Annotated in this window: 24 protein-coding genes; 17 read left to right on the forward strand and 7 right to left on the reverse strand. The window is 63.2% G+C overall.

Going from position 1 to position 21,745, the window contains the following annotated elements; translation table 11 throughout:
* Nucleotides 1–15: 15 nt before the first annotated feature.
* Together ilvD and KAQ61_RS04150 are read left to right on the forward strand one after the other, a co-directional pair.
* Nucleotides 16–1,875, forward strand: coding sequence for a dihydroxy-acid dehydratase (gene ilvD, locus KAQ61_RS04145; protein WP_154164901.1), 1,860 nt, complete (start codon nt 16–18; stop codon nt 1,873–1,875).
* Between the two features lie 313 nt (nt 1,876–2,188).
* Nucleotides 2,189–3,142, forward strand: a complete 954-nt coding sequence (locus KAQ61_RS04150) for a Bug family tripartite tricarboxylate transporter substrate binding protein (RefSeq protein WP_244982977.1) — start codon at nt 2,189–2,191, stop codon at nt 3,140–3,142.
* An 81-nt stretch (nt 3,143–3,223) separates the two neighbouring features.
* Here the strand turns inward: KAQ61_RS04150 and bfr are convergent, their stop codons facing one another.
* Nucleotides 3,224–3,700 (reverse strand): bacterioferritin, encoded by a 477-nt coding sequence (gene bfr, locus KAQ61_RS04155; protein ID WP_042413438.1) that lies wholly within the window; start codon nt 3,698–3,700, stop codon nt 3,224–3,226.
* Nucleotides 3,701–3,887: 187 nt separating this feature from the next.
* On the opposite strand from bfr, the gene lgt reads away from it, so the two are divergent.
* The 4 genes from lgt to KAQ61_RS04175 all read left to right on the forward strand — a co-directional run bounded on the left by lgt (nt 3,888) and on the right by KAQ61_RS04175 (nt 6,981).
* Nucleotides 3,888–4,703 carry a prolipoprotein diacylglyceryl transferase gene (gene lgt / locus KAQ61_RS04160; protein ID WP_210930592.1) on the forward strand — a complete coding sequence of 272 codons (816 nt, stop codon included), beginning with the start codon at nt 3,888–3,890 and terminating at the stop codon, nt 4,701–4,703.
* A 62-nt stretch (nt 4,704–4,765) separates the two neighbouring features.
* Entirely contained in the window at nt 4,766–5,776 is a 1,011-nt protein-coding gene (locus KAQ61_RS04165) for a Bug family tripartite tricarboxylate transporter substrate binding protein (protein ID WP_210930593.1), read from the forward strand.
* A gap of 29 nt (nt 5,777–5,805) precedes the next feature.
* Nucleotides 5,806–6,558 carry an enoyl-CoA hydratase/isomerase family protein gene (locus KAQ61_RS04170; protein WP_210931699.1) on the forward strand — a complete coding sequence of 251 codons (753 nt, stop codon included), beginning with the start codon at nt 5,806–5,808 and terminating at the stop codon, nt 6,556–6,558.
* A gap of 144 nt (nt 6,559–6,702) precedes the next feature.
* Nucleotides 6,703–6,981: a hypothetical protein gene (locus KAQ61_RS04175; protein WP_210930594.1), complete on the forward strand. Its 279-nt coding sequence runs from the start codon at nt 6,703–6,705 to the stop codon at nt 6,979–6,981.
* 65 nt (nt 6,982–7,046) lie between these two features.
* On the opposite strand, the gene KAQ61_RS04180 is transcribed toward KAQ61_RS04175, so the two are convergent.
* Nucleotides 7,047–7,490, reverse strand: a complete 444-nt coding sequence (locus KAQ61_RS04180; RefSeq protein ID WP_042413426.1) for a universal stress protein — start codon at nt 7,488–7,490, stop codon at nt 7,047–7,049.
* Between the two features lie 109 nt (nt 7,491–7,599).
* Between KAQ61_RS04180 and KAQ61_RS04185 the strand changes: the two genes are divergently transcribed.
* The 9 genes from KAQ61_RS04185 (at nt 7,600) to KAQ61_RS04225 (ending at nt 15,823) form a co-directional block, all read left to right on the forward strand.
* Nucleotides 7,600–10,008 (forward strand): heavy metal translocating P-type ATPase, encoded by a 2,409-nt coding sequence (locus KAQ61_RS04185; RefSeq protein WP_210930595.1) that lies wholly within the window; start codon nt 7,600–7,602, stop codon nt 10,006–10,008.
* 12 nt (nt 10,009–10,020) lie between these two features.
* A complete protein-coding gene (gene ccoS / locus KAQ61_RS04190) occupies nt 10,021–10,158 on the forward strand; it encodes a cbb3-type cytochrome oxidase assembly protein CcoS (RefSeq protein WP_042413423.1) in 138 nt (45 codons plus the stop codon).
* A 64-nt stretch (nt 10,159–10,222) separates the two neighbouring features.
* Complete coding sequence (gene ccoN / locus KAQ61_RS04195) at nt 10,223–11,662, forward strand: cytochrome-c oxidase, cbb3-type subunit I (RefSeq protein ID WP_210930596.1); 1,440 nt, start codon at nt 10,223–10,225, stop codon at nt 11,660–11,662.
* Between the two features lie 16 nt (nt 11,663–11,678).
* Entirely contained in the window at nt 11,679–12,311 is a 633-nt protein-coding gene (gene ccoO / locus KAQ61_RS04200) for a cytochrome-c oxidase, cbb3-type subunit II (RefSeq protein WP_210930597.1), read from the forward strand.
* A 13-nt stretch (nt 12,312–12,324) separates the two neighbouring features.
* Nucleotides 12,325–12,462, forward strand: a complete 138-nt coding sequence (locus KAQ61_RS04205; RefSeq protein ID WP_081770684.1) for a cbb3-type cytochrome oxidase subunit 3 — start codon at nt 12,325–12,327, stop codon at nt 12,460–12,462.
* 27 nt (nt 12,463–12,489) lie between these two features.
* On the forward strand, nt 12,490–13,404 hold the full coding sequence (gene ccoP / locus KAQ61_RS04210) for a cytochrome-c oxidase, cbb3-type subunit III (protein ID WP_210930598.1): 915 nt from the start codon (nt 12,490–12,492) through the stop codon (nt 13,402–13,404).
* Between the two features lie 71 nt (nt 13,405–13,475).
* Nucleotides 13,476–14,906: a cytochrome c oxidase accessory protein CcoG gene (gene ccoG, locus KAQ61_RS04215; RefSeq protein WP_210930599.1), complete on the forward strand. Its 1,431-nt coding sequence runs from the start codon at nt 13,476–13,478 to the stop codon at nt 14,904–14,906.
* Nucleotides 14,907–14,981: 75 nt separating this feature from the next.
* Nucleotides 14,982–15,269: a FixH family protein gene (locus KAQ61_RS04220; RefSeq protein ID WP_210930600.1), complete on the forward strand. Its 288-nt coding sequence runs from the start codon at nt 14,982–14,984 to the stop codon at nt 15,267–15,269.
* A gap of 248 nt (nt 15,270–15,517) precedes the next feature.
* Complete coding sequence (locus KAQ61_RS04225) at nt 15,518–15,823, forward strand: hypothetical protein (RefSeq protein ID WP_238826248.1); 306 nt, start codon at nt 15,518–15,520, stop codon at nt 15,821–15,823.
* Nucleotides 15,824–15,893: 70 nt separating this feature from the next.
* Here KAQ61_RS04225 and fnr read toward each other — a convergent pair whose 3' ends face one another.
* Nucleotides 15,894–16,619 (reverse strand): fumarate/nitrate reduction transcriptional regulator Fnr, encoded by a 726-nt coding sequence (gene fnr / locus KAQ61_RS04230; RefSeq protein ID WP_042413406.1) that lies wholly within the window; start codon nt 16,617–16,619, stop codon nt 15,894–15,896.
* Nucleotides 16,620–16,823: 204 nt separating this feature from the next.
* Here fnr and hemN point away from each other — a divergent pair, with 204 nt between their 5' ends.
* Nucleotides 16,824–18,203, forward strand: coding sequence for an oxygen-independent coproporphyrinogen III oxidase (gene hemN / locus KAQ61_RS04235; RefSeq protein WP_043382206.1), 1,380 nt, complete (start codon nt 16,824–16,826; stop codon nt 18,201–18,203).
* A gap of 5 nt (nt 18,204–18,208) precedes the next feature.
* Nucleotides 18,209–18,928 (forward strand): sulfite exporter TauE/SafE family protein, encoded by a 720-nt coding sequence (locus KAQ61_RS04240; protein WP_210930601.1) that lies wholly within the window; start codon nt 18,209–18,211, stop codon nt 18,926–18,928.
* Nucleotides 18,929–19,268: 340 nt separating this feature from the next.
* Here the strand turns inward: KAQ61_RS04240 and KAQ61_RS04245 are convergent, their stop codons facing one another.
* The 4 genes from KAQ61_RS04245 to mobA all read right to left on the reverse strand — a co-directional run bounded on the left by KAQ61_RS04245 (nt 19,269) and on the right by mobA (nt 21,745).
* Nucleotides 19,269–19,853, reverse strand: a complete 585-nt coding sequence (locus KAQ61_RS04245; RefSeq protein ID WP_210930602.1) for a cell division protein ZapA — start codon at nt 19,851–19,853, stop codon at nt 19,269–19,271.
* Complete coding sequence (locus tag KAQ61_RS04250; protein WP_042413400.1) at nt 19,850–20,062, reverse strand: hypothetical protein; 213 nt, start codon at nt 20,060–20,062, stop codon at nt 19,850–19,852. Before KAQ61_RS04250 ends, KAQ61_RS04245 begins: the two co-directional genes overlap by 4 nt.
* A gap of 163 nt (nt 20,063–20,225) precedes the next feature.
* The gene (locus KAQ61_RS04255; RefSeq protein WP_042413398.1) at nt 20,226–20,549 is read right to left on the reverse strand and encodes a thioredoxin family protein; all 324 of its coding nucleotides are present in this window, start codon (nt 20,547–20,549) and stop codon (nt 20,226–20,228) included.
* A 536-nt stretch (nt 20,550–21,085) separates the two neighbouring features.
* The gene (gene mobA, locus KAQ61_RS04260) at nt 21,086–21,745 is read right to left on the reverse strand and encodes a molybdenum cofactor guanylyltransferase MobA (protein ID WP_210930603.1); all 660 of its coding nucleotides are present in this window, start codon (nt 21,743–21,745) and stop codon (nt 21,086–21,088) included.

Here is a 21,745-nt window from a genome sequence, read left to right on the forward strand (position 1 = left end):
ACGACCCGCTCCACCATGCCCGCATACCGTTCCAAGACTTCCACCGGCGGCCGTAACATGGCCGGTGCCCGCGCCCTGTGGCGTGCCACTGGCATGAAAGATGGCGACTTCGACAAGCCCATCATCGCCATTGCCAATTCGTTCACGCAGTTCGTGCCCGGCCACGTGCACCTGAAGGACCTGGGCCAGCTGGTGGCGCGCGAGATCGAGAAGGCCGGCGGCGTGGCCAAGGAATTCAACACCATCGCTGTGGACGACGGCATCGCCATGGGCCACGACGGCATGCTGTATTCGCTGCCCAGCCGTGACCTGATCGCCGACTCGGTCGAGTACATGGTCAACGCCCACTGCGCCGACGCGCTGGTGTGCATCTCCAACTGCGACAAGATCACGCCCGGCATGCTCATGGCCGCCATGCGCCTGAACATTCCGGTGATCTTCGTCTCCGGCGGCCCCATGGAAGCCGGCAAGACCAAGCTGGCCAACCCCGACACCAAGGTCATCGAGTTCAAGAAGCTGGACCTGGTGGACGCCATGGTGATCGCCGCCGACCAGCGCTATTCCGACGCCGAAGTCGCCGAAGTGGAGCGCTCGGCCTGCCCCACTTGCGGTTCCTGCTCGGGCATGTTCACCGCCAACTCCATGAACTGCCTGACCGAGGCACTGGGCCTGTCCCTGCCCGGCAACGGCACCGTGGTGGCCACGCACGCCGACCGCGAAGCGCTGTTCCTGAGCGCCGGCCGTCGCATTGTGGAACTGGCCCGCCAGTACTACGAACAAGACGACGCATCCGTGCTGCCGCGTGCCGTGGGCTTCAAGGCCTTCGAGAACGCCATCACGCTGGACATCGCCATGGGCGGCTCCACCAACACCATCCTGCACCTGCTGGCCATCGCCCAGGAAGCCGGCATCGACTTCACCATGGCCGACATCGACCGCCTCTCGCGCGTTGTGCCGCAGCTGTGCAAGGTGGCGCCCAACACCGCCAAGTACCACATCGAAGACGTGCACCGCGCTGGCGGCATCATGGCCATCCTGGGAGAGCTGGCCCGCGCCGGCAAGCTGCACACCGATGTGCCCTCGGTGGCCGGCGGCAGCATGGCCGAGGTGCTGGCCAAGTGGGACATCTCCGTCTCGCAAGACGAAGCCGTGCGCAAGTTCTACATGGCTGGCCCTGCCGGTATCCCCACGCAAGTGGCGTTCAGCCAGAACACCCGCTGGCCCAGCCTGGACCTGGATCGCGCTGAAGGCTGCATCCGCTCTTATGAGCATGCGTTCAGCAAGGAGGGCGGCCTGGCCGTGCTGACGGGCAATATCGCCTTGAACGGCTGCGTGGTGAAGTCTGCTGGCGTGGACGAATCCATCTTGGTGTTTGAAGGCACGGCCCACGTGGTCGAGTCGCAGGACGAGGCCGTGGAGAACATCCTGGCCGACAAGGTCAAGGCCGGTGATGTGGTCATCGTGCGCTACGAAGGCCCCAAGGGTGGCCCCGGCATGCAGGAAATGCTCTACCCCACCAGCTACCTCAAGTCCAAGGGCCTGGGCAAGGCCTGCGCGCTGCTGACGGACGGCCGTTTCTCCGGCGGGACCTCGGGCCTGTCGATTGGTCACTGCTCGCCCGAAGCGGCGGCCGGTGGCGCCATCGGCCTGGTGCAGAACGGCGACAAGATCCGCATCGACATCCCCAACCGCACCATCAACGCCCTGGTCAGCGACGAAGAGCTGGCCCGCCGCCGCGAGCTGCAGAACGCCAAGGGCTGGAAGCCCGCCAAGCCACGTCCGCGCAAGATTTCGGCGGCGCTCAAGGCCTACGCCAAGCTGGTCACCAGCGCCGACACGGGCGCGGTGCGCGACCTGTCCCTGCTGGACGACTGAGGCGCTCCGGCGCTGGGTCTGCACAAGCCGCTGTCAACCAGCGGCTTTTTTTCATCGCCGGCCGCCAGGGCAGGCGGGGGATGCAACGCCAGTCAGGTCACGCGGGGGCCATCTTTCGGGGGAGCAGATAGCTCATGAAAACGTAGCTATTTGCGCAGATATAAAAAGGAATTGGGAATGAAAATGCTTTCAAATCATTGTTTTGAATACGTTTGCAGCTATGTTTTATGAATCGGTGTCGGGGCTGAAGGCAGCGTGTTGCAGGTTGGGGGGCAGAGGGCGTCGCCGCGGGTGGCGGGCAGTGATGGCCGGCATGCTGGCATGGGCGGCGGGCACCGTGCCGGCGCTGGCCCAGGAATTTCCGCACAGGCCCGTCAAGCTGGTGGTGCCGTTTGCAGCGGCGGGTTCTACCGACATCGTGGCGCGGCTGGTGGCCGATGCCCTGCAGGGGCCGCTGGGCCAGCCGGTCTACGTGGAGAACAAGGCCGGCGCCGGTGGCATGCTGGGGGCCGAGGCGGTGGCCCGCTCCATGCCCGACGGCTATACCCTGGGCCTGGGCTCCATCAGCACCCTGGCGGTCAATCCGGTGGTGCTCAAGGCATCGCGGGTGCAGCCGCTGCAGGACTTCGCCATGGTGGTGCCGCTGGCGTCGATTGCCTCGGTGTTCTCCGTGCCCGCCAGCCTGCAGGTGCACGACTTTGCGCAGTTCCTCAAACAGGCGCGCCTGCAGGGCGATGGCTGGGCGGCGGGGTCTTCGGGCGTCGGGTCGGTGGGCCACGTCATCCTGGAGGCCTTGAACGCCGACCTGGGCTTGCAGCTGCGTCACATTCCGTTCAAGGGCATGGGGCCGGTGATCAACAGCACGCTGGCCGGGCAGACCCAGGTGCTTAGCGACCAGTACCCGTCTTCGGCACCGCACATCCAGACGGGCCGCCTGGTCCCCGTGGCCGTGGCGGCCAGGGAGCGCCTGGCCGATCTGCCGCAGGTGCCGACGCTGGCAGAACTGGGCTACCCTGAACTCAATGCGCTGGCCATCACCTGGTTTGGCCTGGTGGTGCCTGCCGGCACGCCAGCGCCGGTGGTGCAGCGCCTGAACCGGGCGGCCAACCAGGCACTGCAGCAGCCCGCCTTGCGCGCCCGCCTGGCGCAGCTGGGGGTGACCCCGCTGGGGGGCACGCCCATCCACCTGGAGCACCTGGTGGCCCAGACCACGGCCCAGGTGCGGGCGCTGGTGCAGCAACGCGGCATCAGCGACGGATCGCCGTGAAGCACGGCGATCCAATAGCCTGGCACCCATGAAAAAGGCGCCCACAAGGGGCGCCGATGCGAAAGAGCGAGGGGCCGGCCGTCAGGCGGCGGCGCCCATCTGGGCCTGCAGGTAGTTGGGCAGGCCGATCTTGTCGATCAGGCCCAGCTGCTTTTCCAGCCAGTAGGCGTGGTCTTCCTCGGTGTCCTTGAGCTGGGCCAGCAGCAGGTCGCGTGTCTGGAAGTCGTGGTGCTGCTCGCACAGCACCATGGCGGCGCGCAGGTTGTCGCGCACCTGGTATTCCACGGCCAGATCCTTGCGCAGCATGGCTTCGACCGTGTCGCCGGGCTCGAAGGCATGGGGGCGCATGTCGGGCTTGCCACCAAGGAACAGGATGCGGCGCAGGATGACGTCGGCGTGGACGGTTTCCTCTTCCATTTCGTGGTGGATACGTTCGTACAGGCGCATGAAGCCCTGGTCTTCGTACTGGCGCGAATGGATGAAGTACTGGTCGCGGGCTGCCAGTTCGCCGCGCAGCAGCGCGTTGAGGCAGGAGATGACGTCGGGATGGCCTTGCATGGTTCTTGTTCTTCAAAAGTGAGCGATGGCCGCAGTATGGCGGCAAGCCCACCGGCTGCCAAATGGCCGGGCGCTAATCCCCCGCTGTAGCGGATTGCATGCATGCGAAACGCAGAATCATTCGCGATGGTGCCGGCTGCCGCCTCTGCGTCTTTTGGTGGCCCCTGCCTGCGGCACAATGCATGGCATGTTGATGTACCCACAGATTGATCCCGTGGCCCTGCAATTGGGTCCGGTTGCCATCCACTGGTATGGCCTGACGTACCTTGCCGCATTCGGATTGTTTCTCTGGCTGGGCGTGCGCCGTCTGCAGCACCCGCCGTTCAACCGCATGCAAGGGCCCACGGCCTGGACACGCCGGGACGTGGAGGATCTGCTGTTCCAGGGGGTGGTGGGCGTCATCATCGGGGGGCGCCTGGGGTATTGCCTGTTCTACAAGCCTACTTACTACCTCAGCCATCCGCTGGAAGTCTTCGCGGTCTGGGAAGGCGGCATGAGCTTCCATGGCGGCCTGCTGGGCGTGATTGCCGCCATGCTGTGGTTCGCCTACCAGCGCAAGCGCTCCTGGCTGCAGGTGGCCGACTTCGTGGCGCCGTGTGTGCCCACGGGCCTGGCGGCCGGGCGGATCGGCAACTTCATCAATGGGGAGCTCTGGGGGCGCTTTGCCAGCCCCGAGCTGCCCTGGGCGATGGTGTTTCCGCAAAGCGGCTCGATGCTGCCGCGCCATCCCTCGCAGATTTACCAGTTCCTGCTGGAAGGCTTGCTGCTGTTTGCGCTGCTGTGGCTGTACGCGCAGAAAGAGCGCAAGCCTGGCCAGGTGGCCGCGGTGTTCCTGATGGGCTACGGCGCCTTCCGTTTCATTGCCGAGTATTTCCGCGAGCCCGATGCCTACCTGGGCATTCTGTCCCTGGGCATGAGCATGGGGCAGTGGCTGTGCGTGCCCATGGTGCTGGGGGGCGCAATCCTGTGGGCCTGGGCTGCACAGCGCAAGCCCCAGGCATGAACCTGCGCGCGGTCGATTAACCTGCAGAAAGAGAGTCCGGTTTGCCAGACAGGCGTACTTGTTTGCAGTGGACGGCAGCCCTGGCGGTATGGCCGTCCGTGCGCGAGCCCTGGGCACAGACGGCCGCCGTGGCGCGCAAAGGCCCGGGGGCCTGGCCGACGGACCCGGTGACCTTGGTGGTTCCCTTTCCTGCCGGCGGCACCACGGCCTTGCTTGCCAAGCAACTGGTCAAACCCTTTCAGCAACACACCCAGCAGAGCTTGCGCCTGCAATACCAAAGCGGCGCCGCAGGAGTGCAAGGGGCGGCATATGCCGCCAGTGCACCGCCGGATGGCAAGCACCTGCTGATGGGGGGCAGCAACCTGGCCGTGGCCCGCGCCTTGGCGGCTGACGATGACTTCGACCTGGTGCAGGACCTGCGCCCGCTGGCGCTGGTGGCACGCGTCCCCCTGGTGCTGCTGGTCAATCCGGGTCGCATGCGTTCGCGGACCGCGATGGAGTGGCTGTCGGACCTGGGGCGCAAGCCGATGTACTACCGCATGGCCTCGGCCGGCCAGGGCTCTTCCAGCCATGTCTATGCCGAAATCTTGCGCCAGAAGGAGGCCTTGCGTTTCAAGTTCGTGCATTTTCGGGGGGCCGGACCTGCCTTGCAGGATTTGCTGGCCGGCTCGGTGGACATGATGATCGATGGCGTGGTGTCCTGCCTGCCGCATGTGCGCAGCGGCCGTTTGAAGGCCTTGATGGTGTCGGGCAATGAACGGGTCGCCTCCCTGCCCGATGTGCCCTGCGCGACCGAGTTGGGGGTGCATGCCATGGACCGTGTGGCCTGGTATGGCCTTTTCGCGCCCAAGCAACTGCCGGACAGCCGCGCGGCCGCGATTGTGGACGTGCTGCGGCAGCTGGGCGCCGACCCGCAACTGAAGTCGAGCCTGGCCGATCTGGGCATTGGCTGGGGCGGGTTGTACGGCGAGGCTTTTGAATCCATGGTCAAGGAGCAGACCCTGGAGTGGGCCCAGCGCATGAAGGCCTTGGGGCTGCAGAATATTTTGCAAAAAAATCCGGAAGAGGGCTGAACACCGTGGGGCATATTCAGGCACAACCGCTGCAGGATGCGGCGGGCAACAGCACCGGGATCTGGCAGGTTGAGATCAGCCATCCAGGCAGGCTCAATGCGATGACACGCGCGATGTGGCGCCAGTTGCGCGCAGTCTTTGAGCAACTGCAGCACGACCCGCGGGTGCGCTGTGTCGTGGTGCAGGGCGCAGGCGAGGCCTTCTGCGCCGGCGGGGACATTTCCGAATATCCGGCATTCAGGTTCGATCCGGTGCAGTTGGAGGTCTTCCACGAAGAAGAGGTCTGGGGCGGTTTGCAGGCGATGCTGGCGTGTGATGTGCCCATCGTGGCCAGCATTGCCGGGGCCTGCATGGGCGCCGGGGTGGAGATTGCCAGCTGCTGCGATGTACGCCTGGCCGCCGACAACGCGAAATTCGGGGCACCGATCGCCAAGCTGGGTTTTCCCATGGCGCCCAAGGAGGCGCAGTTGGTCTCGGCGGCCCTGGGCATGCACACGGCCAGGCGCATGCTGCTGGAGGCGGCGGTGCTGAATGCACACGAGGTGGCTGCTGTGGGTTTTATGGCCCCGCCAGTCCCGGTGGAGCAGCTGCCGCAGCTGGTGCAGCGCACTGCCCAGCGTATTGCCTGCCTGGCCCCCCAGGCTGCGCGCCTGAACAAGCAGACCCTGCGCAGCCTGGTGTGTGGTGAAGTCGTGCCCTCACCCTATGCGTACGCCGCAAGCGCCGAGCATCAGGAAGGCATCACCGCTTTTTTGGCCAAGCGGGTGCCGAATTTTGGCTAGGCCAGGGTCTGTTGGCGTAAGACCCGGAAAGCGCTTGAACTGATGCGGAATGGTTCGGAATCTGGCCTGTCAACGGCGTGGGAGGTGCCCATAGGGCGGTTGCTGGCGCAGTTTGCAGATGTCCCTGGCGCGGCGGTGTGGGTGATGCTGCCGTCACCGACCATGCGTGCCGTGGTCCACGCGGCTGCGCGGCATGCGGGCTTGCACGCCATTGATGGTCCCGAGGTGTTGCGGCAGGAGGAGGTGCGCGATGCGCTGGCACAGGCCTCGCCAGCGGTGGTGGTCTGTCCGCCCGAGGTGTTTGGCTGGGTGTCCAAGCTCGCGTTCTTGCAGGGCTGCCGTGCCGTCTACACCTGTGGGGCGGATGGTGCCGGGACCTTGCTGGACCGTGCGGCGCACTTCGCCACGGCGGCTGGGACCTGAACGCCGGCCGCATGGACGCAAAAAAGGGATCCCCAGGGATCCCTTTTTGTGGGTGGTGCCGCGGCTCAGCGCAGCACCAGCACTGGCACTTCGGAGTGGGTGAGCACGTGCTGTGTTTCGCTGCCCAGCAGCAAGCGCTTGAGGCCTTTGCGGCCATGCGAAGCCATGACGATCAAATCGGCATTTTGCTTGGCGGCGGCCGAAATGATGGATTCTGCAATCAGGTCGGATTTGGCCACGCTGGTCTTGACGGTGACGCCAATTGCCTTGCCGTCGGTTTTGATCTTGTTCAGCACGGCCTGGGCCTGCTCGGTCCATTGTGCTTCGATGCGCTTGATTTCCGAGGGATCCACAGTGGCGCCGCCTTCCAGGTAGCTGCGGGGATAGCGCGGCACCACCTTGAGGGCGATGAGGGTGGCCTGGTTCATCTTGGCGATGGACAGGGCGTGGCTGACCGCCTTGTCGGACAGGGGGGAGCCATCGGTTGCGACCAGAATGCGTTCGTACATTGCTTATCTCCAAGTTGTCGTGTGGATAGTTTCCAGCATAGTTTTTGCCACAGGTTAGGTCTTGATGTAAGTCAATGTGTGTAAGGGTGTTCATGGATACTCTCGCACCATGTCCCAAGAGCATCCTCGGCCAGCTTCCGAACAGGAAGAAACGGCGCCCAGTCGCGACTTTCCTGCTGTTGCCGGTGAACTCCATTTGCTGGACGATCCTGCGGAATGGGACAGCTTTGGCAAGCCGCTGGCAGCTGTGCCGGGCCAGTCCTACGTGCCGCAGGATGTGGAGGTCTGGGACTCGCACATCGCCCTGGATGGCATGTACTGCGCGACCTGCGCGCTGACCATCGAAGATGCGCTGCGGGCCGTGCCGGGCGTGGAACGTGCCGAAGTGAGCGCCGCCGCCAAGCGTGCCCGCGTGGTGTGGCGCCCAGCCCTGGTGCTGCCTTCGCAATGGATGGCCGCGGTGCAGAAGGCGGGGTACAAGGCTTTTCCTGCCCGTGATGCGGTGGCGCGCGAGATCCGGCTGGCACAGCACCGCAAGGCCTTGTGGCGCTGGTTGCTGGCCACCTTTTGCATGATGCAGGTCATGATGTACGCATGGCCGGCCTACGACGCGCAGCCCGGCGATTTGTTGATGGAGTTCGAGCGTCTGCTGCGCTGGGCTTCCTGGGTGATTTGCATTCCCATGCTGATTTTTGCCTGTGGGCCCTTCTTCAGCGGTGCCTGGCGGGACCTTCGTCGGCGGCGCGTGAGCATGGACTTGCCCGTGGCGCTGGGCATGATCATCACGTTCATCGTCAGCACGATCGGTACCTTCGCGCCGGAAGGGATTTTTGGTCAAGAGGTGTTCTACGACTCCCTGACCATGTTCGTCAGCTTTTTGCTGGCCGGGCGTTGGCTGGAAGTGCGCCTGCGTGATCGCACCGCCGGGGCCTTGGATGCGGTACTGAACCGTTTGCCGGACAGTGTCGAGCAGCGCCAGGCCGATGGCAGTTTTGAGCGCGTGGCGCTGCGCCGCATTGCCGCGGGAGATGTGCTGCGCATTCTGCCGGGCGAGGCCTTTCCGGTGGACGGCGTCATTGTGCGGGGGCGCACCCAGGCGGATGAGGCCTTGCTGACCGGGGAGTCGCGGCCCGTGTCGCGCGCCGAGGGCGAGCGTGTGATTGCCGGGAGCTACAACCTGACTGCGCCGGTCGAGTTGCGCGTGGACCGCGTCGGTGCGCAGACCAAGTTTGCCCAAATTGTCGAGTTGATGGAGAGCGCCTCCACGCAAAAGCCGCGCTTGGCGCAACTGGCCGACAAGGTGGCTGCGCCGTTCCTGGTGGTGGTCCTGGGCTTGGCCTTGCTGTCCGCTGTGTACTGGTGGCCCACCGATCCGGGGCATGCCCTGATGATCGCGGCGGCCGTGCTGATCGTGACTTGCCCCTGCGCCCTCTCGCTGGCGACGCCCGTGGCCATGCTCACGGCAGCTGGGACCCTGGCGCGCAATGGGATTTTGGTGCGCAACCTCCAGGGGATTGAAGCGCTGGCGACGGCCGATACCTTGGTGTTCGACAAGACGGGCACGCTGACACGCGATGGCCTGCAGGTGGCGCGCATGGCGGTGGGTGCAGCGGGCGATGAGCGTGCTTTGCAGGGCCTGGCGGCCGCGGTGGCGCAGCAATCGCGCCACCCCGTCTCCCGGGCCGTGGTCAGTTTTGGCCAGGCATGGGCGCACAAGTGGCAGGTGCTGGAGGTGGAAGAGCTGGCAGGGCAGGGCTTGCGTGCCTGTGTGCAGCCCGCCGGTGCCGCGCAGCCTGCGGTGTGGGTGCGCCTGGGCTCGCACGCCTATGCCGGGGCTCCCGGGGTGGTGCAGGCCGGGCAGGCTGTCTATCTGGCACAAGAGGCACAGTCACCCTTATTGACGCCGCTCGCTGTCTTTGAGTTGAGCGAAGGCCTGCGCGCAGAAGCCGCAACTGTCGTCGCCGCGATGCAGCGCAGTGGCCTGCATGTGCAACTGCTGTCCGGCGATGGCCCGCAGGCTGTGGCTCGGATCGCGCAGGAGGTGGGGATTGGGGATTTTGTGGCGGAGTGCTCGCCACAGTCCAAGCTTGCACATATCCGCGCAATGCAAGAGGATGGGCGGCATATTGCGATGGTGGGCGATGGTCTGAACGACGGACCGGTGTTGGCGGGGGCCAATGTGTCGTTCGCTTTTGGGCGTGCCGTGCCTCTGGCGCAGGCGCGCTCGGACTTCGTGGTGCTGAGCGACAACCTGGAGCTGGTGTGGCAGGCGGTCTTGCTGGCGCGCAAGACGCTGCGCATCGTGCGCCAGAATCTGTTGGGTTCGGCCTTGTACAACGCACTGTCGATCCCGCTGGCCATGGCGGGATGGATGCCCGCATGGCTTGCGGGCCTGGGCATGGCATTGAGCTCGTTGCTGGTGGTGCTGAATGCCGCGCGCCTGGCCAAGCCTGTGCCGTTGCAGTCGGCTGCGCCGCAGGGGTCGCCGGTTCCTCCCTCAATGCCGGCCACGGCCTAGACGGGTGTTTTCATGGAAATTCTGTATTTGCTGATTCCGTTGTCCGTGGTGCTGGTGCTGCTGATCGCTGGGGGGTTGTGGTGGGCGATTTACCGCGGGCAGTTTGAGAGCGTCGAGCAGGAGGCAGAACGCATTCTTCGAGACGATTGATGTTTGTCAACAACACCCAGACCATAACAGTGAACACTTTCGACTGCATATTAAGAGGTGCCCGATGGATTCTCTAAAAACCAGTGCTGCACACTACAACGACACCGTAGTGCGACAGTTTTCAATCATGGCCGTCGTGTGGGGGGTAGTAGGCATGTTGGTCGGCGTTTTTATCGCCGCCCAATTGGCTTGGCCCGAACTCAACTTCGGAATTTCTTGGCTTAGCTTTGGGCGTCTGCGTCCATTGCATACAAACGCGGTGATTTTTGCGTTCGGCGGATGCGCCTTGTTCGCAACAAGCTACTACGTGGTGCAGCGTACCTGCCAAACCACATTGTTCCTGCCCAAGCTGGCAGCCTTCACCTTCTGGGGTTGGCAGTTGGTGATCGTGGCTGCGGCTGTGTCTCTGCCACTGGGTTTTACCTCAGGCAAGGAATACGCTGAGCTGGAATGGCCCATCGACATCCTGATCACCCTGGTGTGGGTGTCCTACGCAATTGTGTTCTTCGGAACGATCGGTACGCGCAAGGTCAAGCACATCTACGTGGCCAACTGGTTCTTCGGTGCCTTCATTATTGCTGTGGCTCTGCTGCACGTGGTCAACAGCGCTGCTGTGCCTGCTGGCCTGATGAAGAGCTACTCGGCCTACGCTGGCGTGCAAGATGCCATGATCCAGTGGTGGTACGGCCACAATGCGGTGGGCTTCTTCCTGACCGCTGGCTTCCTGGGCATGATGTACTACTTCATCCCCAAGCAGGCGGGTCGTCCGGTGTACTCCTACCGCCTGTCGATCGTGCACTTCTGGGCACTGATCTTCACCTACATGTGGGCGGGTCCTCACCACCTGCACTTCACGGCACTGCCCAACTGGACGCAGTCGGTCGGTATGGTGTTCTCGCTGATTCTGCTGGCCCCCTCCTGGGGCGGCATGATCAACGGCGTCATGACCCTGTCCGGTGCCTGGCACAAACTGCGTGATGACCCCGTGCTGCGTTTCCTGATCGTGTCCTTGTCGTTCTACGGCATGTCCACGTTCGAAGGTCCGATGATGTCCATCAAGACCGTGAACGCGCTGAGCCACTACACCGACTGGACCGTGGGTCACGTGCACTCCGGCGCTCTGGGCTGGGTGGGTCTGATCACCATGGGTTCGCTGTACTACCTGATTCCTCGCCTGTTCGGCAAGAAGGAAATGCACTCCAAGTCGGCGATCGAGCTGCACTTCTGGATGGCCACCATCGGCATCGTGCTGTACATCGCTGCGATGTGGATTGCCGGTGTGATGCAGGGCCTGATGTGGCGCGCTGTGAATCCCGACGGTACTTTGACCTACACCTTTGTGGAAAGCGTGAAGGCGACGTATCCCTTCTATGTGATTCGTACGATCGGTGGCCTTCTGTACTTGGTCGGCATGTTGATCATGGCCTGGAACGTGTTGAAGACCGCTGCGTCTGGCCGCGCCGTGAAGGTGGCTGTGCCTGCAGTGCATCCTGCCCACGCCTGAGTACTAGGAGTCTGAAATGTCTGCAAACAACAACAAGGCCTCTGGTGGCTTCACCCACGAGAAAGTGGAAACCAGCAATTTCTTGATGATCGTCTTGATCTTGCTGGTGGTGGCTGTGGGGGGGCTGGTGGAAATCGTTCCCCTGTTCTTCCAAAAGTCGACGACCGAGGCGGTGCAGGGTGTGGAGCCTTATCCTCCACTGCAACTGATGGGGCGCGACGTCTATCTGCGTGAGGGTTGCTACAACTGCCACTCCCAGATGATCCGTCCTTTCCGCGCAGAAACCATGCGCTACGGCCACTACTCGGTGGCGGGTGAGTTCGTGTACGACCACCCCTTCCAGTGGGGCTCCAAGCGTACCGGTCCTGACCTGCACCGCGTGGGCGGCAAGTACAGCGATGAATGGCACCGTATCCACTTGAACAACCCACGTGATGTGGTGCCCGAGTCCAACATGCCCGAGTACCCATGGCTGCAGAAGAACCTGGTGGATCACACCGTGGTGGCCCAGCGCATGTCTGCGCTGCGTACGGTGGGTGTTCCCTATACCGACGAGCAAATCGCCGGTGCAGCGGAGCAGATCAAGGGCAAGACCGAAATGGAAGCATTGATTGCTTACCTGCAGGGTCTGGGCACTGCGCTGAAGTAAGAAGGAGCGGGTTATGGATATCACCACCATGCGCATTGTTGCGACGTTGGCATCGCTGGCGTGTTTTCTAGGCATCTGGTGGTGGGCGTATGCCCGCCGTAACCAGGCCCGCTTTGATGAGGCGGCGCAGCTGCCTTTCCAACAAGACTGATTCTCTCCACCAGAACGAGAAGATCCCATGAGCGATTTCATAAACAATTTCTGGTCGGTCTATGTCGCAGGCATTACCTTAGCCGGCATCGTCGGCTGCTTGGTGCTCCTGGTCATTACCGCCCGCAAGAAGGTGGTTTCCGATGAGGAAAACACCACCGGCCACGTCTGGGACGAAGACCTGCGTGAACTGAACAACCCCATGCCACGCTGGTGGGTCTGGATGTTCGTGATCACCATCATCTTTGGTCTGCTGTACCTGACGGCCTACCCCGGTCTGGGTACTTATGCCGGCAAGCTGCAATGGAGCCAGGTGGGCGCCTACGAAGCCGAGGTGGAAAAAGCCAAGGCCGAGCTGGAGCCACTGTATGCACGCTTCACGGCGATGAGCACGGAAGATGTGTCCAAGGACAGCCAGGCCATGGCCATCGGCGAGCGTTTGTTCATGAACAACTGCGCGCAATGCCACGGCTCCGATGCCCGCGGTAGCAAGAGCTTCCCGAACCTGGCCGACAGCGATTGGCTGCATGGTGGCGCGCCTGAGAACATCAAGCAAACCATCACCCAGGGTCGTATCGGCATGATGCCTCCCCAGGCCGAAGCCGTGGGTTCTCCCGACGATGTGCGCAACCTGGCCCACTATGTCCTGAGCCTGTCCGGCAGTCCCCATGACTCGCTGAAGGCTTCGCTGGGCAAGTCCAAGTTCACCGCTTGCGCAGCCTGCCACGGCATGGACGGCAAGGGCAACACCATGCTCGGCGCGCCTAACCTGACCGATGACATCTGGCTTCACGGCTGGGGCGAACAGGCGATTGTGGACATGATCAACAATGGCAAGATGAACGAAATGCCTGCGCAGGACAAGAAACTGACCCCTGCCCAGATCGACGTTCTGACCGCCTATGTCTGGGGTTTGTCACACAAGCCCGCAGCGGCTAACTGATCGTTGTGGCGATCCAAAAGGCGGCACTGTGTGCCGCCTTTTTATTTGGTGCGATTAGGGGAGCGTAATTCATGAGTTCCGAGCAAAAGAAACCGCAAAAAGTCATTCCTATCAAAGCGGAAAGCCAGGAAAAATCTGTCTCGTTTTACGAAGCGCATAAGAAAATCTATCCGCGTTCCATCAGCGGGACTTTCATGCGCTGGCGCTGGCTGATGGTGTGGGCCACGCAGCTGCTGTTCTACGGCCTGCCCTGGCTGGATTGGGGGCAGCGTCAGATGGTGCTGTTCGATCTGGGCGCGCGGCGCTTTTACCTGTTCGGCTACGTGCTGTACCCGCAGGACTTCATCTACCTCACGGGGCTGCTGATCATCAGTGCGTTGGCCCTGTTCCTGTTCACGGCCGTGGCCGGGCGCCTGTGGTGCGGCTTCACCTGTCCGCAGACGGTCTACACGGAAATCTTCATGTGGATCGAGCACAAGGTCGAAGGCGATCGCAGTGCGCGCATCCGTCTGGACCAGGCCGGCTGGACCTGGGAGAAGGTCTGGAAAAAATCGCTCAAGCAGTTGCTGTGGGTGGTGTTTGCCTTGTGGACGGGCTTCACCTTCGTGGGCTACTTTGTGCCCATCCGCGAGCTGGGCAGCGAACTGCTGGCCCTGCAAGGTGGCTGGCAGATCTTCTGGGTGCTGTTCTACGGTTTCGCCACCTATGGCAATGCCGGCTACATGCGCGAGCAGGTCTGCAAGTACATGTGCCCCTACGCGCGCTTCCAGAGCGCGATGTTTGACAAGGACACGCTGGTGGTCAGCTATGACACTGTGCGCGGCGAAGCGCGCGGTCCTCGCAAGAAGGATGCGGATTACAAGGCCCAGGGGTTGGGCGACTGCATCGACTGCAAGCTCTGCGTCCAGGTCTGCCCGGTGGGCATCGACATCCGCAACGGTCTGCAGTACGAGTGCATCGGCTGTGGCTTGTGCATTGATGCGTGCAACAACGTGATGGACAACATGCATTACCCGCGGGGCCTGATTCGCTTGACGACGCAAAACGCTGTCACCCAGCGCTGGCCGCGCTCCCAGATCCTGCGGCGCATCGCCCGCCCTCGGGTGCTGATTTATGGGGCCGTCCTGGTCGGCCTGTCGGTGGCGATGGTGGTGAGCATGGCGCTGCGCGAGCCGTTGAAGGTGGACGTGATCCGCGACCGCGCCTCGCTGGCCCGGATCGTGGCGGGCGGCAAGCTGGAAAATGTCTATCGGCTGCAGGTCATGAATGCCACCGAGGCCGCCCAGACCTACCATGTGCAGGTGCACGGTCTCAACGGGATCGAGCTGGTCGAGGGTGGCGAGGTCGAAGTGCTGCCCGCCCAGACGCGCGGCGTGGCCGTGCGGGTGCAGATTCCCTACGGTGCGGCAGAGCCCGGCTCGCACCACATCGTGTTCGACATCGATGCGCGCAGCGGTGAGGGCCGGGTGTCCGAAAAATCCGTGTTCCTGGTGCCGCGTTGAGCGTGGATGTGGGTCTGGCGCACGGTGCCCTCGGGCGCTGTGCGCGGTGTTTGTTTATTTCTCAGAAAGTCTAGGATGTCTCAAGCTGAAATGAAGCCCGAAGTCTCGACCGGTCCCTGGTGGAAGTTCGGTCATGTGTGGCTGGTGGTGGCGGGTCCTGCCATCGTGGTGGTGGCGGGCATTGCCACCCTGGTGATTGCCACGCGTGGCGCAGATCCCGTCGTGGACCCCGACTATTACCAGAAGGGCGTGAACATCAACGAGCAACTGCGCAACCCGGACAAAAGCCATGCACCCGCCCACGTGGTGCGCAACCATGCCGCCACCCCTGCGGACGACCTGCCCAACCTGGCACCCAAGTGATGCAGCGCGCTGACAGGCTGCCTGCGCTGCTCTCGGCGGCAGGGGTGGCCCATGACAGCGCGGAGGTGGTTGGCTAAAAACATAGCTGCTAGCGCATGCAAACATTAGGTTTTAAATAGAAAACTATTTGAAATCCAGTGACAACAAGCGCTGGCAGCTATGTTTTTTTATTCAGTGTTTGTCCCACAACCATGGTGCTGCGCCTGTGGACACAATTTATCTACAACCCCTTGCGAAGGAGTGCTTTTATGTGGACACGACGCTGGATGTGGATTGGCTGGCCGGCCTTTGTGGCTGCCGGCGTGATGGAGATGCTGGTCTTCGCGGCGTTTGACCCGCACGACATGCTGTGGATGGGGCAGGCGGTGGAGCTGTCGCGCACGGCCATCTACACCCTGGCATTCTTTGCGTTCTGGGCGGTCTTCGCCGTGGCCGGCTGGATGACCATGGTGCTGGCCCTGCCCAGCGCAGCGGTCAACGCCCAAGCCCAGGCGCCGTCGGCCGGGCTCGGCGATCCCGAGCGGCTGCAGGCCTGCTATCCCAACAACGCGTGAATGAAAAAAGCCTTCCTGTTGATGCAGGAAGGCTTTTTTCGTGGACCTGCGCTGAGGCAGCGGTAGGTGGTTATTTGTTGCAGTCTTGGTGGCTGTTGACCAGGCGTTGCAGCGCGGCGGTATCCAGAATGCGCACGTGGCGCTGTTTGACCTCCACCATGCCTTCTTCGACGAACTTCGAGAAAGTGCGGCTGACCGTCTCCAGCTTCAGGCCCAGGTAGCTGCCAATCTCTTCGCGCGTCATGCGCAGCACCAACTCCGACGACGAGAAGCCGCGTGCGTGCAGACGCTGCACCAGATTCAGGATGAAGGCCGCCAAGCGTTCCTCTGCGCGCATGCTGCCCAGCAGCAGCATCACACCGTGCTCGCGCACGATTTCGCGGCTCATGACCTTGTGCACGTGGGTCTGCAGGGCCGTCACTTCGCGCGACACCTCCTCCAGCCCGTCAAACGGCATCACACACACTTCGGCATCTTCCAGGGCCACTGCATCGCAGGTGTGGTGGTCATGCACGATGCCATCCAGACCAATGATCTCGCCGGCCATCTGGAAGCCTGTCACCTGGTCGCGACCATCTTCGGTAGCCACGCAGGTCTTGAAAAAGCCTGTGCGGATGGCATACAGCGATGTGAAGGGCTCCCCGTTGCGGAACAGGGTGCCGCCGCGCTTGACCTTGCGGCGGGTGGCCACAATTTCGTCGATGCGCTGCAACTGCTGCTCACTCAGCCCCACGGGCATGCACAGCTCGCGCAGGTTGCAGTTGGAACAGGTTACTTTGATGGTTGGAGGGGTCATGTACTCGGACGCGGCGTGGTGCAGGCATTCTTGCGGGTCACGCGGTGCGTTAAAGGTCGGTAAAAAAGAAGCTGTTACAACTGGGATTGCGGTGAATGATGCTTGTCAAAATTGTGGCATTGCTTGATCGCAGACCTCTTGATTCACGTCAAGGTTGGTTGCGGGCCCTTGGTGCACAGTCTAACAATCAAGGAAAAAAGATTCATGACTGTCGTCACACCCGAACTCCTGCGTCGTTACGACGTACCTGGTCCACGCTATACCTCTTACCCCACAGCAGACAGGTTTGTGGAAGCGTTTGGTGATAGCGACTATATCTTGGCTCTGAAGCAACGCAAAGTCGCTGCGGCTGCCAAGCAGCCGATGTCGCTGTATGTGCACATCCCGTTTTGCGAATCGCTGTGCTATTACTGCGCGTGCAACAAGATCGTGACCAAGCACCATGAGCGTGCGGCCACGTACATGCGCTATCTGGAGCGCGAGGTCGATCTGCACCTGCAGCACTGCGGGCGGGGGCAGGTGGTCAGCCAGTTCCATGTCGGCGGAGGAACGCCCACGTTCCTGTCCGATGACGAGTTGCGTGAGCTGTGGCAGATGCTGCGCGAGCGTTTCGCCTTTGATCCTGCTGGCGAGTATTCCATCGAGGTGGACCCGCGCACGGTGACGCGCGAGCGCCTGGCTGTGCTCAAGGAAGTTGGCTTCAACCGCCTGAGTTTCGGCGTGCAGGACTTCGATCCCGATGTGCAAAAGGCCGTGCACCGCGAGCAGCCCGCCGAGCAGGTGTTCGATCTGGTGGCCGCTGCGCGCGAACTCGGATTCCAGTCCATCAATGTGGACCTGATCTATGGCCTGCCCAAGCAGAACGCGCAATCGTTTGCGCGTACGCTGCAGCAGGTGGCACAGCTGCGCCCGGATCGCATTGCCTTGTATGCGTATGCCCACTTGCCTGAGCGTTTCAAGGCCCAGCGCCGCATCCTGCAGCAGGACTTGCCGCCTGCGCCAGACAAGGTGAACATGCTCTCGGCGGCCATCGCCAGTTTCATTGATGCGGGCTACGTGTATGTGGGCATGGATCACTTTGCCTTGCCTGAGGATGCGCTGGCAGTGGCCAAGCGCCAGGGTCGCCTGCATCGCAACTTCCAGGGCTACAGCACCCAGCCGGATTGCGATTTGATTGCGCTGGGGGTTTCTGCGATCGGCCGCGTGGGGGCCACCTACAGCCAGAACGCCAAGACGCTGGAAGAGTATTACGACCTGCTGGACCAGGGGCGCCTGCCCGTGGTGCGTGGTCTGGCGTTGACGCGCGATGACTTGATCCGCCGCGCCGTGATTATGACCATCATGTGCCAGGGCGAGGTGCTGTTCGAGTCGATCAACAACGCATGGCTGATCGACTTCCCGCAGTATTTTGCGGCGGAAATCGCTGCACTCGAAAGCCAGCAGGAAGAAGGCCTGGTGGAAATCCAGGACGACTGCATCAAGGTGACCGAGAAGGGCTGGTTCTTCGTGCGCGGCGTCGCCCTGGTGTTTGATCGTTATTTGCAGGCAGATCGCAACCGGGCCAGGTTTTCGCGGATCATCTGATCCCTATGGCGCTTTCTCTGCTTTGGACGGCATTTTTCATGGGGCTCGTGGGTGGGCCCCATTGTCTTGCCATGTGTGCCGCACCCTGCCATGCCGTCATCCAGGGGCAAGCCCATGCCGTGCGCCTGCATGCCGGCGCCGCTGCGGCAGCGCCCCGCGGCGTGCCTGGCTGGGGGGCACTGCAATTCCACACCGGGCGTTTGCTGGGTTACGGCATGCTGGGGGCGGTGGCCGCCCTGGCGATGGAGCAGGTGGCCTGGTTCTCTGACCGTACCTCCTTGCTGCACCCGGTGTGGGTGCTGATGCATCTGCTGATTCTGGCCTGGGGCTTGCTCATGGTGTTTCAGGGGCAGCAGCCGGCATGGCTGGAGCGCGCAGGCCGTGCGGCCTGGGCCAAGGTCCAACCCGTGCTGGCTTTGCCCGGCGGGGGGCTGCTGGCGGGCATCGCGTGGGCGCTGATGCCATGCGGCCTGCTTTACTCCGCCGTGCTGGTGGCCGCTCTGAGTGGTGGTGCCGTGGCGGGGGCTGGCAGCATGGTGGCGTTTGCCGTGGGGGGCGGGCTGTGGCTGTGGTCGGCACCGTACGCGTGGCGCTGGCTCAGCGGGCGGGTGCGCCGCTGGCGGGCAGAGTGGGGCACACGCGTGGCCGGTCTGATGCTGGTGGCGGTGTCGCTGTGGGCGCTCTGGATGGATCTGATCTTTACCCCCGCCATGTGGTGCCGCTAGGCAGCAGGCGGCGCCTCCAGCGCCGTGTTGCAGCAGCTGCAGGACCACTGTGCTTATGAACGACCAAGCATGCCAAAGCTGTTCGGGGCCAATTCAGGCGGTCGAGCAAAGCATGTGGTGGTTTTTTGGGGGGGAGGTGCCTGCGTCAAGGCGGTGAAGGTGTCTGCAAAGCCGCCGGGCCGTCAACCTGAACCGGGGGTTCAGGTGGGCGAGAGCAACCTAGCATTGGGTTCATCTGACGCGAGACGATCACGCTTGCCAGGCAATGTATCAAGCCCGTGCTCACAGAGCATTGGTTCAAGGCAATATAAAGCCCGGAGGATTGCAGACGGTTGTGATTTTACAGGGCTTGTGAACCGGCCGGTAGCAATTCCACGCGAATGTCATTGTCTAAATCGGCAGCGCTTGCGGTGGTGTCCAAGGTTGCCGCACCAGGCAGGCTGTCCGGGATGGTTTGAAAGGCGATTTCAGCCTGTGCAACCTGCGGTCCTGCGACCATGGCCTGGACTTGCAGTTGTGCGGGGTAGGACGGTGCGTCAGGTTCGGCCACCGGCGCCAGGGCCGTGTCCAGCCGGTGCAGCAGCTGGGCGGCCAGCTGGGCGTCGTGCTCGGCCTGGGCCTGCAGCGCGAGCAGCAAAGGATCGGGTTCGGCGATGTCGGGCAATCCGGCATCCCCCAGCTCCTGCACATCGGCCAGCTGTTGCTGCAGGGCCTGCAACTGCTTGCGCAATTCCAGGTTTTCGTAGGCCAGGTTCACGGCCAGCAGCACCCCCACGCGTTCGCGCGAGCGGAACTTGCTGGTGTTGCGCATGTGTTGGAACTGCTGGTCGACGCGTTCCACCGCTTCCAGCAACTGGTTTTCCTGGCCGTCCGGGCAGGTGAGCAGGTAGTCCTGGTGCAGGATCTGGATTTCGATCTGGCTCATGGCGCTTCTTGATTCGCAGGCAGGCGTTCGATCAACGCATCCACCCGGGCGCGCGCCGCCTTCAGGCGTGAGCGCAGCGAGTCGCGCTCTTGCTGCAGCGCATGGACCTCTGCGCTCAGCAGGCGGTTGGCATGTTGCAGCGCTTCGTACTTCTCCAGCAGAAGCTCGATGCGCTCGGCCACGGGGTCAAGAATGGATGGTGTCGTCATGGATGGCCTCAATTGTAGGACGCCCCCTTGGCCGTGAATGGCAAATTCACCGCAAGTGCAGCGGTCTGGGGCTTCCTGCTTGTATCAAGCTGTCAATTGTCCGGGGCAGGCGGTTCTGCGCGTGTCCGACAGATGCCTGTGTGGCCCCGGTGGCCAGGGACAGTCAGACGGCGACAGGCAGTTGTTCTTCGACTTCCTGGGCCGATTGCGGGCGGGTGACGCGGCCGATTTCCTGGCCTTGGCGCAGCACGACCAGGGTGGGCCAGAGCTTGACCTTGAAGTGGCGGCCCAGCTTGCGGCCCTGGCCATCTTCGATCTTGATGTGCGTGATGTCGCGGCGTTCGTGCAGCGCCTCGCGCAAAAATGGCTGGGCGGCCTGGCAGTGCGGGCACCAGTCGACACCAAACTCCACAGCGACAGTGCCCGGCAGGTCGGCCAGGTCCTCGGGCGCTGGGGCGGGATCGGTGAAGGCGGTGGCAAAAGGCATGCGGGTCTCCTAGGGTGGTGGGGCAGCAAAGCGCACATCGTCGCTGCAAGCGGCGGCTGTCGTCAAACTTTGGGCGCTTGCCCTTGTCACCTGGGTGCGCATTCGCCTGGAGGTGGTGCGGTGGTGGGATCGCAGCGGCCCGCCGCTTGGCATACGGCGGTCAGGCAGCATCGGTTTGTGGAGGGTGCTGCGCTGTGCGCCAGTGCGCAGGGCGAAAGCCGGTTTGTGTCGTGGCCCGTACGGTTTTGAGAGCTGTTAACGCTTGCTGCATCTGCGTTGCAGGCCGATTTGATGCATGTGAGAGCGGGGCCGAAGTCGAAGCCTGGCAGGCGTGCGAAGCTGTGCGAGCTAGGCCGGCTGCCAAGCCTGCACGACGTTGGGAGCCATGTGCGGCTCGCACGGCGTTGGCCCTGCCTGACCACGGTCAGTGCTCAGTGCATTGGGGCCGTAAGCAAGGCGGCATGGTCCTGGTGGCAGGTGCGTATGAGCAAAGGTGCGCAGGGCGGCAGTAATCGCCCGCGCAGGGGGGCCAGGGCTTAGTCCGAGGCTTCCAGCAGGCGCAGTTCCTGCAGCGTGTTGGCGTTGGCGAAGGCATGCACGTCGTCGCCCGCCGCATCGAAGCGGCACAGGGCCTGGGCATGTTGCGCGGTCCAGGCGTCTATCTTGCGGCCCCCCTGCTGCACAAAGTCCTGCAGGCTGTGCAGCAGGCTGCGGTGCAGCAAGGCGAACACGGGCTGGGGGCGCAGTTGCAGCGTCCCGTCACGCCCGGCTTCGGGGCCTGCGGCCAGCACGATCTGGGCGTGCTCGCGCACGGCGGTGGCGGCCATGCGTTGGGCCAGATCGCGCGGAAAGCGCGGGCTGTCGCAGGGCACGGTCAGCAGCCAGGGGGTGGTGCAGTGTGTCAGGCCGGTCAAAAAACCGGCCAGGGGGCCGGCGTAGTCGGGCAGCACATCGGGGTGCACCGGCACATGGAAGCCCTGGTAGACCTCCAGGTGGCGGTTGGCATTGAGCATGCACATACCCACCTGGAGTTGCAGGCGCTGCAGGGCGTGCAGGGCCAGGGGCTGGCCGAGAAAGGCTTGCAGGCCCTTGTCCACGCCGCCCATGCGGCTGCCACGGCCACCGGCCAGCACCATGCCGGTGATGTCCGCGGCAGGCAGCGGGGCGCTTGGGGTGTGAGGGGGGCAGGAGTCCAT

It is taken from the genome of Comamonas aquatica (genome assembly GCF_018064205.1).
GTDB classification, from domain to species: Bacteria; Pseudomonadota; Gammaproteobacteria; order Burkholderiales; family Burkholderiaceae_C; genus Comamonas; species Comamonas aquatica.

Excerpts from the sequence above, each read along its gene's own strand:
- ilvD (WP_154164901.1), top strand. The coding sequence starts at position 16 with ATGCCCGCATACCGTTCCAAGACTTCCACCGGCGGCCGTAACATGGCC.
- KAQ61_RS04150 (WP_244982977.1), top strand. The coding sequence starts at position 2,189 with ATGCTGGCATGGGCGGCGGGCACCGTGCCGGCGCTGGCCCAGGAATTT.
- bfr (WP_042413438.1), bottom strand. The coding sequence starts at position 3,700 with ATGCAAGGCCATCCCGACGTCATCTCCTGCCTCAACGCGCTGCTGCGC.
- lgt (WP_210930592.1), top strand. The coding sequence starts at position 3,888 with ATGTTGATGTACCCACAGATTGATCCCGTGGCCCTGCAATTGGGTCCG.
- KAQ61_RS04175 (WP_210930594.1), top strand. The coding sequence starts at position 6,703 with ATGCTGCCGTCACCGACCATGCGTGCCGTGGTCCACGCGGCTGCGCGG.
- KAQ61_RS04180 (WP_042413426.1), bottom strand. The coding sequence starts at position 7,490 with ATGTACGAACGCATTCTGGTCGCAACCGATGGCTCCCCCCTGTCCGAC.
- KAQ61_RS04185 (WP_210930595.1), top strand. The coding sequence starts at position 7,600 with ATGTCCCAAGAGCATCCTCGGCCAGCTTCCGAACAGGAAGAAACGGCG.
- ccoS (WP_042413423.1), top strand. The coding sequence starts at position 10,021 with ATGGAAATTCTGTATTTGCTGATTCCGTTGTCCGTGGTGCTGGTGCTG.
- ccoN (WP_210930596.1), top strand. The coding sequence starts at position 10,223 with ATGGATTCTCTAAAAACCAGTGCTGCACACTACAACGACACCGTAGTG.
- ccoO (WP_210930597.1), top strand. The coding sequence starts at position 11,679 with ATGTCTGCAAACAACAACAAGGCCTCTGGTGGCTTCACCCACGAGAAA.
- KAQ61_RS04205 (WP_081770684.1), top strand. The coding sequence starts at position 12,325 with ATGGATATCACCACCATGCGCATTGTTGCGACGTTGGCATCGCTGGCG.
- ccoP (WP_210930598.1), top strand. The coding sequence starts at position 12,490 with ATGAGCGATTTCATAAACAATTTCTGGTCGGTCTATGTCGCAGGCATT.
- ccoG (WP_210930599.1), top strand. The coding sequence starts at position 13,476 with ATGAGTTCCGAGCAAAAGAAACCGCAAAAAGTCATTCCTATCAAAGCG.
- KAQ61_RS04220 (WP_210930600.1), top strand. The coding sequence starts at position 14,982 with ATGTCTCAAGCTGAAATGAAGCCCGAAGTCTCGACCGGTCCCTGGTGG.
- KAQ61_RS04225 (WP_238826248.1), top strand. The coding sequence starts at position 15,518 with ATGTGGACACGACGCTGGATGTGGATTGGCTGGCCGGCCTTTGTGGCT.
- fnr (WP_042413406.1), bottom strand. The coding sequence starts at position 16,619 with ATGACCCCTCCAACCATCAAAGTAACCTGTTCCAACTGCAACCTGCGC.
- hemN (WP_043382206.1), top strand. The coding sequence starts at position 16,824 with ATGACTGTCGTCACACCCGAACTCCTGCGTCGTTACGACGTACCTGGT.
- KAQ61_RS04240 (WP_210930601.1), top strand. The coding sequence starts at position 18,209 with ATGGCGCTTTCTCTGCTTTGGACGGCATTTTTCATGGGGCTCGTGGGT.
- KAQ61_RS04245 (WP_210930602.1), bottom strand. The coding sequence starts at position 19,853 with ATGAGCCAGATCGAAATCCAGATCCTGCACCAGGACTACCTGCTCACC.
- KAQ61_RS04250 (WP_042413400.1), bottom strand. The coding sequence starts at position 20,062 with ATGACGACACCATCCATTCTTGACCCCGTGGCCGAGCGCATCGAGCTT.
- KAQ61_RS04255 (WP_042413398.1), bottom strand. The coding sequence starts at position 20,549 with ATGCCTTTTGCCACCGCCTTCACCGATCCCGCCCCAGCGCCCGAGGAC.
- mobA (WP_210930603.1), bottom strand. The coding sequence starts at position 21,745 with ATGGACTCCTGCCCCCCTCACACCCCAAGCGCCCCGCTGCCTGCCGCG.